This is a genomic window from Luteibacter aegosomatis (assembly GCF_023078455.1).
Lineage (GTDB): Bacteria > Pseudomonadota > Gammaproteobacteria > Xanthomonadales > Rhodanobacteraceae > Luteibacter > Luteibacter aegosomatis.
In genome coordinates, this window is the sequence record NZ_CP095740.1 from 3221160 (window position 1) to 3233109 (window position 11950).

Here is an 11950-nt window from a genome sequence, read left to right on the forward strand (position 1 = left end):
CTCGCCATGCCAATCACGTCTATCCAGCTCGCCCTTTGCGGCGCTGTGGTCTTCCTGTTCCTGGTCGCCGTGGTCTGGCGTGCCCACATCACTCTTCCGAATCGCCCATCTTTTAAAGGCAAAACGGTCGAGGCATGGCTCGATACCGACGCGCAGTGCCTGCGGGTGATGCCGAGGGGGGAGGCTAAAACTTATGCCATTCCCTTCGGCCGACTCGCATTCGATTTCAAGGTACAGACCTACGTTGGAGAAAGGCGGGTTTATCACGGGGGCGAGCCAGCCAGAACCTTCGGAAGCATCGGCCCTGGGGGCGCCTTCGAGAGCCGGACGTATGACGGTTCAGAGGGTTGGATGGAGACGGTGTCCGAAACCCACTACACGGGCCTGACCAGCGCGACGCTGTCCGTCATTGATGTGCCCGAAGCCCTCCACCGACGGTGGTGCGGGGAAGACACGAAGGCGCAGACCCGGCAGGTGTTCCTTGCCAGCCTCAAGGCCGGTGAGGCTGAGGCGTTCGAGCGCTGGCTGCGGCGGCATGCCAAGGTCCTGCGCCCGGATGTCGACGGCCTGCGGGCCCAGTGGAGGCAGCAGTGCGATGTGTGGCTGGCCACGTGTCGACGGCAGCGGACCGGGCAGGGAAAGCCCGTGGTCGAGTGTTTCCGCTTCTGCCACGACGGCGTACGGTATCTCGTTGTCGAAGACTCCGGGGCGATTCTGGCTGCCCGAGGGGATGCCCCGCTCCTTACCGACGTTGGAGCATCCCGGGCATTCGAAGGGAGGCGCCTGACGGTCTTCCGGGGTTGTGGGCAGGAAATGACATTCGACCTCTCGCCTGACGATATTGGAGCCCTGCAAAAGCTGGCTCGCAAAGGGAAGCTGACGTTCTGACGCCGGGCTGGACCCAATAAAAAGCCGCCCCTGCTGATGGACAGGGGCGGCGGTAAGGCCGGGCGTCGGGGGATGGCGTAACGTCCGGCATCCGAAGGTTGGCGACCGATGTGTAGGCAACCAGTGAAACTCCCCCTCCTCCCCTCGGAGCTTATGGTGTCGACGGCCTCGGCCTCGGTCCCGTACGGGGGATGGCTGCGCTGGGTTCCGGCGCCGTCTCCTCCGGTTTCGCGTTCACCGCCGCCAGCGCCACCTCCATGGCCTCACGCACCCACCCTGACACCTCATCTGGCAGGAACCCGATGACCTGCTGGAGGGCCGGCATGTCCTTGGTGGCAAGGTCGGCCACAGCGTCCTGCAATGCCACTTTCCGACGTTCGAGCTCCGCTCTGGCTTCCTTGACGGCCGCCCAGGAAACGCCTTCCTGCACCTTCAAGGTTCGGTGTGCGCGCTTGTCTTCCTGCACATGCTGGTCGTGCTTTTGGGCAAGCGCCAGCTTGGCGAGGCGCGGGTCCTTGACCGGAAACCCTGCATTCGACAAGCGCATGCGGACAGGATGCATGGTGGCAAGGTCCCGCGCAGCCTGACGGGCCCGCTCACGCCGACGACGGCTGTCTTCAATCCTATGGGACAGCTCAAGCGCATGCTGCTGGGCTCGGCGGGCCTGCTCAACCAAGTGGTCGTGCTCTTTCAACTGGGCGGCGAAGGTCTGGAGTACTGCGTCCAGGATTGCCGCAAATTCGATTGCGCGCTCAAGCGCCAGCCGTTCGGCCTCTGTCTTCGGGCTCGCCCCGGCTGCCGCGACCCGTTGCGCCAGCGAGGTTTTCAGGCCAGGTGCCGCGCCGCCCATCCGGACACGGACACCGGTTCGCACCCTGCGCGGTTCGACGTCCCTGGGCGCTCCAGGCTTTGAAGGTCTACGGAGGGTGGGCCGCGCGCCCATGACCACGCCGGGCACGGCAACAGGGATGCGCTCCGTCGTACCGCGCGCCCCAGCCGGCATGGCGACCTCCGCCGGGTGACTGCCGGCCGACGATGCGGTTGCCGTGGCGGTCGCCGTCCGGACCTTACGGTGGACCTCCGCCATGGCAAGGGCTTCGCGCAGCACGTCGCCCCGCGCGGTGCTGATGCCTTTCCGTTCCATGGCTGTGGCGGCCTGGCCCATCTTGGGCTGGGGAACTTCACTCCGGCCCTGACGCTTATAGCTCCGGTGGTCGATGACTACTGGCAATCCCGCCGCCGCCAAATACTCGTTTGACACCTCGGCCCATTTCTCGTTGAAGGCATCAACCCAGGCGGCCGACTGCTTCTTGTTGGAGAGCATCGCGAGCTTTGGCCCGAACCCATGACCGGTATCCCCGGTACCTTCTTCGGCTCCTGTCCCGGCCGCAGCCGCAAGCGGGCGGGTCGGAAAATACAGGTGCGCGTGAAACCCTTGCAGATGGTCCGGCTTCACCTGCCCAAGGGCATCCCGGTCGGCGTCGCGGTGCAGGCCAACAGAGACAGGGACACCCAGGGCGTCGCGGATGACTTCGGCGAGATCCACGGCAAGGTCGCCGGCCTGGTTGTCTGTCAGGCCACGAGGGATTGGGATTCTGTAATCACGGGCGACTTGCGCGTCTTTTCGATGCTCGGACGCTTCGACGCGGTTCCAGAGTTGCTGCGGGTCGGTGGCCCATACCGGGGCGCCCTTGGGTGCCACGGTGACCGCATGGACAATCTCCTCGCCGACCTTCCGTTTCCTGAAATCGTGAGTCTCGCCGGTGCGCTCGTCCGTCAGCTTCAGCCCGAGGCGGTAGGCCGCCCCGGCCACGGCCGAATGGCCTTGGGCTCGGTTGTGGGTCGTCAAGTGCGGGCGGGCGTGGCGGGCGGGGGTACTGGTCTGGGTCATGGCCTTCCTTGGCAGGGGCGCCCGTCATGGGCTGGGCATTTTGTCGCGCGGGCGGTGCCCGGCTCACCCCATCAAAACAGAGAATCAGGTTTCGTCAAGCGTTTGGACGTCCAAATGAATTGACGGGACCAGCGCGGAGCGGATGTCCTTCATCCCAAAGAAAGGGCGCCGGTTCGACGGCGCCCCTGCTTTGAAGGCTTATTCTGCTCCTGGGCGGGTCACGGAGCGGAGCGGGGCCTGCAACGCTTTAGTGTCGTGTTGGGCAAAGCCGAACACTAAGACGCGCTCTGGGTTCTGACCTAACAGCCTTGACAAAACACGACTGCCTCGTACTTTGGATTATCAACGCAACTATTAGGAGGTCACTGTGACAAACCGTCAACTCTGCTTGGCTGGGATTTGCTTCTTGGCAACGATGGGCTCCATACTTTTTATTACCTTAACTAGTGGGAATGCAACGAAAGCCACGCAAGTATTAACGTCCCAGCGATGACGAAAAGACCACCCAATTTTGCAGCACTCGAAGCATCGAGGAGAGCGGTGGCTATATCCCGCTGAGTGAGCATTGCAATTTGGTGAAATCCTGAAGTCTCTTTTTGAAGGACTTTCAGGAGTTCTTTGGCCTGCTTATCCAGCGCTCCCGCGACGGGCATTTGGGCGCTTATGTCCTTTTCCAATCCGAGCAAAACCTTCCGCAGCTGTCTCGTAGTCTCCGATTTTCGAGCGGGGATTTGCTCGTTCACAGCCAGAGAATGCTGAGCCACAAGCTCCTCAAACCAGCGACGCACCCCGCGTCCAAGGATTACGCCCTTGGCCGTGAAATAAGTTCCAAGAACGATAAATCCGTTTGCCAGCATCTCAATCCAGCCTTTTGCAGATTCATAGCTCTTAAACATAAGGGCGCTGATGATAAAAATGACTGCACCAATCACGGCAGCTAGAAGTGCATATATCCTTACATCATTTTTTCGCTGTGCTCGAACGCGATAGTACGAATCTAGAACAAGAAATGTCTCTTCGGTTCCGTCCGCACGTGTCCTACGACCCTCACTATAGATGCCTGACTTGATATTTTGGCGACGGTCTTCTTCTTCCTTTCTGAGCTGTGCAGCTGCCGCTAGATCACCATTCTTCGCATTATCAACAAGCTGAGCTCGACCAAGGGTCTCCTGCTCAGTTGCATAATCCAAGTCCTCTTTGAAAATTGTTCTTTTCAAATCACCTTCTCCGTTTCCGCATCATTTCTAGAGCACCCAACTCATTTACCAAGCAAGATTTCTGATGCTGCCGACCAACTCCCCCATCGTCGGCTTCCGGCTGTAAGTCCCGTGGTGCTCGTCCCCCAATTCATGCCCGACGTATGCTGCCCGGTGTTCGGAAGAGACCCCAGCGGTCTGCAAACCCTGCACCACAGACTTCCGCAACGAGTGGAACCCAAACTTGCCCTTTTCCGGGAGCACCAGGTTCTTCTCGACATGTCGGGTGAAGGCCTTGCTCAACCAGTTTCCTGCACCGTTGACACCATCGACCTTCACCTTGGGGAACAGCCGCGTCTCCCCCGATGCTTTTAGCATTGCCACCCGGTCCAACAAGCCAAGCTCGATGAGCGCAGGGTGGACCGGGATGGTCCGGAGGGAGGCATCATTCTTGACGCTCTGGCCGGTGCCTTCGTTGGTGATGCGGATGCACGGGATGCCGTCTTCCATGATGAAGTCGGCCAACGCGAGTTGCCCCACTTCCGCAACGCGGGCGCCCGTGTAGAGACCAATCCACGCACCCCACCGTGCCGCCTCGGACAACCCGTCGAGCGCCTCCGGGGAAAACAGGATGCGAATCTGGTCAATGCCAAAGGCTTTGAACCCGAGGACACGTCGCGCCCGCTTCTCCCGCGTGCGGTAGAGGATTTGGCCAGCGGCAGGATTGTCGTCTTTTGCAAAGGCCGGGTAATACCCGCGCGCCTTAGCCCAATCGAAAAATCCCCGGAGATACCCCGCCTTGTTGGCAATCGTCGGTGTCTGGAGACCCGAGGCACGGAGCGACTCAATCCACTGCCCGACATCAATCCGGCCGGCGTCATGCAGGGGATTCTTCACGCCGTAGTGCCTAGCGAAACCTTCCACCGCTGCCGCCTTGATTGTGTGGGTTTTTCTCAGCGTGTTCGGCTTGATGTCAGCCAGCCATTGGGCCACGGCCTTCCCGATGGGCAAGACAGGCACGGAAGGCCTGGTTGCCGCCTCCAATGCTTTTGCTTCCCGTGCCGCCGTGTCGCGGATGGCCTGCTGGACGGTCGGCTCCAGCGCCATGATGCCGATGCGCTCGGCGGCATTCATGGCAAGGCCGTGGTCCGCAGGTCCCTTGGCCTCAATCTCGACCGTGCCGTCGGGATGACGGACGAGGCGATAGGGAATCTTTTTCCCTGGGAATTTGACGACATCATCAGCGCTTGGGCCATCCGTGTCCGACACCCGCATTCCCCTTGCCCGTTCGATGAGTCGAGCATATCGGTCAGCCAGGGACAGGGCGATGCGTTGTGCCGATAACGCATGACGTGTCTTCAACGACTGCTTGAAGAACCTTTTTCCCAGAACAGGGATGAGGTCGGCGGGTACCCTCTGGCGAAAATGCCAGATGCCGCTCGGTGACAGGTGCAGGTAGTTCGGCAGGCGCATCGGGTCCTCGTGTGACCCGGTTTGTGACCCGACGGCTTTTTCTCCGCCCACAAAAAAGCCCGCGTGAGCGGGCCTTTTGCGAAACTGGCGGAGAGGGTGGGATTCGAACCCACGGTACGCTTGCACGTACGCCTGATTTCGAGTCAGGTACATTCGACCACTCTGCCACCTCTCCGGGAACGGTCGTCAACAGGGTTGGGACCCTGCCGAGTCGGCAATGATAATGGGTCTTCCGTGCCGTGACAACAGGCTTTTGATGGGGCATCCTGCCTCGGCTTTCCGGGCGCTTCGACGCCCACCTCCCCGCTCTCCCAAGGCCCACATGATCGAGTTCGGACACGGCACGCACACGGGACTTCGCCGCCTGCGCAACGAGGACACCTACTACGCCGACGCGTCGCTCGGCCTGTTCCTGGTGGTGGACGGCATGGGCGGGCACCGGCATGGCGAGGTGGCGTCGGCCACCGCACGCGATGGCGTGGTGGCGCAGGTGGGTGCGGGGCAGTCGCTGGTGGACGCGATTCAGCGGGTGAACGAAGCGCTCATCGCCAGGTCGAGCGGATTGACCGAGTCGCGTCCGATGGGTACCACCATCGCTGCCGTGCGGATCGACGGGCGGTCGTACGAGGCGGCCTGGGTGGGGGATAGCCGGATCTATCGATGGGACGGTTCCCTGGAGCGGCTTTCCCACGACCATTCCATCGTGGAGGCGCTGGTCGAGGCCGGTGAACTGACCGAGGCCCAGGCGCGGAATCATCCGCAACGCAGCCTGCTCACCCAGGCACTGGGCATCACCCTGCCCGACCAGTTGCATATCGGGCTGGCGCGCGGCGAATTGCGGGTGGGGGCACGGTTGCTGCTCTGCACGGACGGACTGACCGACGAAGTCGACGATGCGAAGATCGCCGAGATCGTCTCGCGGTCGGATATCGCCGCGCAGGAAGCCGTGGATCAGTTGATCCTGAAGGCGCTGGCGGGTACGGGGCGGGATAACGTCACCGCGATCCTGGTGCGGGCGGCGGATTGAGCAAAAGCTCGCAGCCTGCCGCAGCCCGCTCGGTGGGCGCCGTCAATGCAGGGTATCGGATTCCAGGCGGCGCCAGATGCTCTGGCCGCCCACGGCCTTGTCGAGGGCATCGAGACGCTTGTCGTGCAACTCGGCCTCTTCGGGACTTGCGCGCAACACGATGGGACGGCGGGTGATGACGATGTTGTCGAGCACGCGCGATGCGTTGTTGTCGGCACCCGCGTCGAAGACGAAATCAAGACCCACCTGGCCGGACGTCATCGCGACGTAGACATCCGCCAGCAACTGCGCGTCGAGCAGGCCGCCGTGGAGATCGCGCTTGGTGTTGTCCACGCCCAGTCGCTTGCACAGCGCATCGAGGCTGTTGCGCTGGCCGGGATACATCGTGCGCGCCATCACCAGCGTATCGAGCACGCTGGCGTGATCGGCGATGCGCCCGTACTGCGCGCCGGCCATGCGCAACTCGGCATCGAGGAAGCCCACGTCGAACGCCGCGTTGTGGATGATCAACTCGGCGCCCTTGATGAACTCCAGGAACTCGTCCACCTTGTCGCGGAAGAACGGTTTGTCGATCAGGTCTTCGTCCTTGATGCCCGTGACCTTGCTCGCCTCTTCGTCGATGGCGCGCTCGGGATTGAGGTAGGTGTGGAAATGACGGCCCGTGGGGCGGCGGCCGATCATCTCCACCGCGCCGATTTCGACGAGGCGGTGGCCCTGCTGCACTTCCAGGCCCGTGGTTTCGGTATCGAGAACGACCTGCCTCATGCCACTTTGCCCTTCGCCTTGTAGATCAACGCCTGGTCGCGCGCGGCGGTGTCCACGCGCTCGTTTTCGTCATGGCCGCTATGGCCCTTCACCCATTCCCAGGTCACCGTGTGCGCCGCGGCGGCCGCGTCGAGGCGCACCCACAGGTCCTGGTTCTTCACCGGCTTCTTGTCGGCGGTCATCCAACCGTTGCGACGCCACTTGGGTACCCACTCCTGCACGCCCTGCATCACGTACTTGGAGTCGGTCATGAGGTGCACCTCGCAGCGTCGCGTGAGCGCCTCCAGGCCGGCGATGGCGCCCATCAGCTCCATGCGGTTGTTGGTGGTGTCCGGTTCGCCGCCGGAAAGCATCTTTTCGATGCCTTTGGCGCGCAGCAGCGCGGCCCAGCCACCCGGGCCGGGATTGCCGAGGCAGGCGCCATCGGTGAAGAGTTCAACGGTGTCGGTCATGTAGGGGATCGGCTAAAGGGTTTGACGGGCGTTACGACGCGCGCCCGAGGCGAGCGAGCCGGACATCGGCGCCGGCACGGCCACCGGGCGGGGGCGCAAGGGTACCGCCGCCGGACGTTTTTTGCGCGCCAGCAGCAGGTATCCGCCGCCCAGCAGGGATTCGGCGAACGGCGAACCGCTCGCGCGCGGCCAGGGGCTACCCACGCGGCGCGGCATGGCGAGTTCGAAATCATCGCGCACCAGTCGCTGGCTCCACCACCACGGCCAAGTGAGGCGCGGACGCGTGCCCTGGCTGTGTCTCGCCAGCCAGGGAGACCACAGGCCGACGGGGTGGATGCCGGTGATCGCCAGCATGCCGCCGGGCGCCAGTACGCGAATGGCCTCGTCGAGCAGGTTGTCCTGCCGGGCCGTGGTCTCCAGCGCGTGGCGCAGCAGCACCACCCCGAACGCGTCGTCGGCGAACGGGAGGGCCTCCAGGCCACTTGCGTGCACGTCGCCACCCAGGACCGCGCCAGCCACCTTCACGGTCGCCCAGTGGCCCAGGAGGGGCAAGGCGGGCACCCCGGCATGCGCCGAGGCCGTCAGGTGCAGGCCATGGTCGCCGGTGCAGCGGGTCAGCAGGGGTCCGAGCACGCGATCCTCGTCGGCCATCAGCTTGCCGATCTGGGGCGAGGCGTAGATGTCAGGGATCAGGTGAGGCATGCGTGTCGAGTGTAGTGAGGTTGAACGGCATCCGCACCGTTAACGAAATTCCAACAAGCAGCCCATACCCCGTTGATATAGTCCGGCCGCCCCGCCCCTTCGGGCGGCCATTCCTTGGGTGTTCGCGCCCTATCGACGTGTCACGGAGTCCGCCCGATGCACTGGGTACCCGTCGCGGCCTTGAGCGACAACTACATCTGGCTGGTCGCCGACGACGAGGGCAACGCCTTCGTCGTGGATCCCGGTGAAGCCGCCCCCGTCGAAGCCGCTCTCGCCGAGCGCGGCTGGACGTTGCGCGCGATCCTGCTCACCCATCATCACAACGACCACATCGGCGGCGTCTCCGATCTCGTGGCCCGCCACGACGTCGAGGTGTACGCCACGGGCGATCCTCGCATCCAGCCGAAGAACCATTTCGTGGAAGACGGCGACGTCATCACGCTGGAATCGCCGCGCGCCACCTTCCGGGTAATCGCGGTGCCCGGCCACACGACGACGCACGTCGCCTATGTGGGCGAAGGCTTCCTGTTCTGCGGCGACACCCTTTTCAGCGTCGGTTGCGGTCGCCTTTTCGAAGGCACGCCGGAACAGATGCTCGCTTCGCTCGACCGCTTCGCGGACCTGCCCGGCGACACGCTGGTCTGCTGCGCCCACGAGTACACCGCGGCCAACATCCGTTTCGCGCTCAGCGTCGATCCGGACAACGGCCCCTTGCGCCTCCGTCGTGACGAGGTGGCGCGCTTGCGCGAGGAGGGCCGTCCATCCGTGCCCAGCCGCCTCGCCGACGAGTACGCCACCAATCCTTTCCTGCGCGTCGACAGCGAGGCCATCGCCCGCTGGGTCGAGGCGCAGGGCAAGGACCACGCCACGCGTGCGCAGCGCTTCGCCGCGCTGCGCCAGGCCAAGGACACCTTCAACGCATGATCGCTCTCAGCCGGCGGCTGTTGCCCACCCTCATTCCGCTTCTGCTGACGGCCTGCGCGGCCGTTCCGCAACATCCGGTGGCCACCCCGGCGGCGCCAGCCATCGCACCGCCGGTGGATGACGTGACCTTCGTGCCGAAGATGATCCGCCCTGCCCCGCCCGCGGATTTCTGGGCGAGCATGCGCGACAGCTTCGGCATGCAGGGCTGCGCGGCCGATCCCCAGGTGCTGGCCTGGGCACGCACCTATACGAAGATGCCGAATCGCTTCGAGCAGCAGGTGAACGAAGTGCTGCCGCTTATCGTCTACGCGCACAAGTCGGCGATGACGCATGGCGTGGCGGGCGAGTTCGCGTTGCTGCCCTGGGTGGAAAGCCAGTACCGCCACGTGCCCGGCAAGAAGAACCGGCCTGCCGGCATGTGGCAGATCATGCCCGAGACCGCGCACACCCTCGGCCTGCGCGTCGAGAAGAATTACGACGAGCGCCTGGACATCGCCAAGTCCACCGATTCGGTGATGTCGATGATGCGCCGCTACTACGACGACCTGGGCGATTGGCGCCTGGTCGACGTGGCTTATAACGCGGGCGAGTTCGGCCTCAAGCGCACGATCGACAAGCATGGCGGGCCGTCGGACGACGAGGGCCTGCCCGACGTGCCCATGAAGGCCGCCACGAAGGAGCACCTGGTAAAGCTGATGGCCATGGCGTGCATCGTGCGCGATCCGGCCCGGTTCAACGTTCAGTTGCCGCGGCAGGACCTCGACGACGCGCTGCAGGTGGTGCAGGTGTCCAATCCGCAGTCGCTCGCGCAGGCCGCGAAGCAGTCGGGCTTGTCGATGAACGACCTGCGCGATTTCAATCCGGCGTATCGCACCGAAAAGGGAATGGTCACCTCCAGCTTGTTGCTGCCGAAGAGCGCCGCCGACCAATACAAGCTCGGACCGGTCGATCCGGTGGATGACGTGGCGGACGCGTCGACCGATGCGCCCATGGATGACGAAGCCGCCAAGCCGGCGCCGTCCAGGCATGGAAAGGGTAAGGCGTCGAAGAAAACCGTCGCCGCTGCGAAGAAGCCGGCGAAGAAGGACGAGCCGCAGCTCGTGATCCACAAGGTCAACAACGGCGAATCGCTGTGGTCGATCGCGCGCCTGCACCAGGTGAGCGTGGAACAGCTGGTGAAGTGGAACGACCTGCAGACGAAGGCGGTGAAGCCCGGTCAGGTTTTGAAGCTGACGGCGTCGCGATAAGCGAACGTGGTCGCCGTGGGCACCGGCGCAGGCCGGTGCCCACGGCGAGACGCATGGTTTTCGCCATGCGCCCTACAGCGGCTCAAAGCTGCACCACGTCCCACTGCACGTCGGCGCTCACGTCGGCGCCGTAGTCCACGCCTTCCACCTCGAAGCCGAACAGCTTGATGAAGTCGTGCTTGTAGCCGGCGTAGTCGGTATCGCTCCACAGGTTCGCCGTGGTGACGGTCGGCCACAACGCCTTGCATTCGCCCTGCACGTCGTCGCGAAGCTCCCAGTCGTCGAGGCGCAGGCGGCCTTCGGCATCGGTCTCGGGCTTCGCCCCGTCGGCGCGATACAGCCGATCGTGGAACAGGCGGTTGATCTGCTCGATCGTGCCTTCGTGGATACCCTTGGCCTTCATGATCTTGAAGACCATCGACACATAGAGCGGAATCACCGGGATGGCCGAGCTGGCCTGGGTGACCACCGACTTCATCACGCCCACGTAAGAACGCAGGCCGAGCTCCTTGTGACGCTCACCCAGTTCCTTCGCCGTACGGTCGAGATGCTGCTTGGCCTGACCGAGCGTGCCGTGCCAGTAGATCGGCCAGGTGATCGAGGTGCCGACGTAGCTGTACGCGATAGTGGTGGCGTTATCGGCCAACACACCGGCGTCGGCCAGCGCTTCGATCCACATCGCCCAGTCTTCGCCGCCCATCACGGTGACGGTGTCTTTCACTTCCTGCTCGGTGGCCGGTTCGACGGTGGCCTGCACCACTTCGTTCTTGTTGGTGTCGACCGACGATGCGGTGAAGGTATCGCCCATGGTCTTGAGCGCGGAACGCACCACGGTACCCGGCTCACCCATGGTCGTGCCTTCCGGCAGCTTGCGCACGGGGGACGCCAGCGAATAGACGACGAGGTCGATCTTGCCGCCCATCTCGTTCTTGATGATCTCGACGGCCTTGGCGCGCGTCTCGTTGGCGAACGCGTCGCCGTTGATCGATTTCGCGAACAGGCCCGCCTCGCGGGCGAGCCGGTCGAAGGCATGCGCGTTGTACCAGCCGGCCGTACCGGTCTTGGTGTCGCTGGACGGCTTTTCGAAGAACACACCCAGGGTCGCGGCGCCGTGGCCGAAGGCGGCGGTGATGCGCGAGGCGAGACCGTAGCCGGTGGACGAGCCGATCACGAGCACGTTCTTCGGGCCGGCGGCGAACGTACCGCTGGCCTTGGTGATGGCGATCTGCTCTTCGACGTTCTTCGCGCAGCCGGTCGGGTGGGCGGTGGTGCAGATGAAACCGCGGACCTTGGGTTGGATGATCACTGGTAGTTCCTTCGACGCGTCAAGGCGCCCATTGTAATGGCGACGGCCATCCATGCGCCTCCGCACGGTGCACGGGTGG

Annotated in this window: 11 protein-coding genes and 1 tRNA gene; 4 read left to right on the forward strand and 8 right to left on the reverse strand. The window is 63.8% G+C overall.

What is annotated here, in order from left to right; translation table 11 throughout:
- Positions 1–6: 6 nt before the first annotated feature.
- Positions 7–888, forward strand: a complete 882-nt coding sequence (locus L2Y94_RS14425; RefSeq protein ID WP_247367781.1) for a hypothetical protein — start codon at positions 7–9, stop codon at positions 886–888.
- A 151-nt stretch (positions 889–1039) separates the two neighbouring features.
- On the opposite strand, the gene L2Y94_RS14430 is transcribed toward L2Y94_RS14425, so the two are convergent.
- From L2Y94_RS14430 to L2Y94_RS14445, 4 genes are all read right to left on the reverse strand, one after another.
- Positions 1040–2779, reverse strand: a complete 1740-nt coding sequence (locus tag L2Y94_RS14430; RefSeq protein WP_247367783.1) for a MobA/MobL family protein — start codon at positions 2777–2779, stop codon at positions 1040–1042.
- Positions 2780–3222: 443 nt separating this feature from the next.
- Positions 3223–3996, reverse strand: a complete 774-nt coding sequence (locus L2Y94_RS14435; RefSeq protein WP_247367789.1) for a hypothetical protein — start codon at positions 3994–3996, stop codon at positions 3223–3225.
- A 45-nt stretch (positions 3997–4041) separates the two neighbouring features.
- A complete protein-coding gene (locus L2Y94_RS14440; RefSeq protein WP_247367790.1) occupies positions 4042–5448 on the reverse strand; it encodes a site-specific integrase in 1407 nt (468 codons plus the stop codon).
- A gap of 85 nt (positions 5449–5533) precedes the next feature.
- A tRNA-Ser gene (locus tag L2Y94_RS14445) sits at positions 5534–5623 on the reverse strand.
- Positions 5624–5770: 147 nt separating this feature from the next.
- Here L2Y94_RS14445 and L2Y94_RS14450 point away from each other — a divergent pair.
- A complete protein-coding gene (locus L2Y94_RS14450; RefSeq protein ID WP_247367791.1) occupies positions 5771–6475 on the forward strand; it encodes a PP2C family protein-serine/threonine phosphatase in 705 nt (234 codons plus the stop codon).
- Between the two features lie 42 nt (positions 6476–6517).
- On the opposite strand, the gene dnaQ is transcribed toward L2Y94_RS14450, so the two are convergent.
- From dnaQ to L2Y94_RS14465, 3 genes are read right to left on the reverse strand one after another with little or no spacing between them, the layout of a single operon-like run.
- Complete coding sequence (dnaQ, locus tag L2Y94_RS14455; RefSeq protein ID WP_247367795.1) at positions 6518–7240, reverse strand: DNA polymerase III subunit epsilon; 723 nt, start codon at positions 7238–7240, stop codon at positions 6518–6520.
- On the reverse strand, positions 7237–7692 hold the full coding sequence (gene rnhA, locus L2Y94_RS14460; RefSeq protein ID WP_144910278.1) for a ribonuclease HI: 456 nt from the start codon (positions 7690–7692) through the stop codon (positions 7237–7239). Before rnhA ends, dnaQ begins: the two co-directional genes overlap by 4 nt.
- 12 nt (positions 7693–7704) lie before the next feature.
- Positions 7705–8394, reverse strand: a complete 690-nt coding sequence (locus L2Y94_RS14465) for a methyltransferase domain-containing protein (RefSeq protein WP_247367796.1) — start codon at positions 8392–8394, stop codon at positions 7705–7707.
- Between the two features lie 156 nt (positions 8395–8550).
- On the opposite strand from L2Y94_RS14465, the gene gloB reads away from it, so the two are divergent.
- Positions 8551–9318: a hydroxyacylglutathione hydrolase gene (gene gloB, locus L2Y94_RS14470; protein WP_247367800.1), complete on the forward strand. Its 768-nt coding sequence runs from the start codon at positions 8551–8553 to the stop codon at positions 9316–9318.
- Positions 9315–10565, forward strand: coding sequence for a transglycosylase SLT domain-containing protein (locus tag L2Y94_RS14475; RefSeq protein WP_247367810.1), 1251 nt, complete (start codon positions 9315–9317; stop codon positions 10563–10565). Before gloB ends, L2Y94_RS14475 begins: the two co-directional genes overlap by 4 nt.
- Positions 10566–10647: 82 nt before the next feature.
- On the opposite strand, the gene fabV is transcribed toward L2Y94_RS14475, so the two are convergent.
- On the reverse strand, positions 10648–11871 hold the full coding sequence (fabV, locus tag L2Y94_RS14480; RefSeq protein ID WP_247367813.1) for an enoyl-ACP reductase FabV: 1224 nt from the start codon (positions 11869–11871) through the stop codon (positions 10648–10650).
- Positions 11872–11950 lie beyond the last annotated feature (79 nt).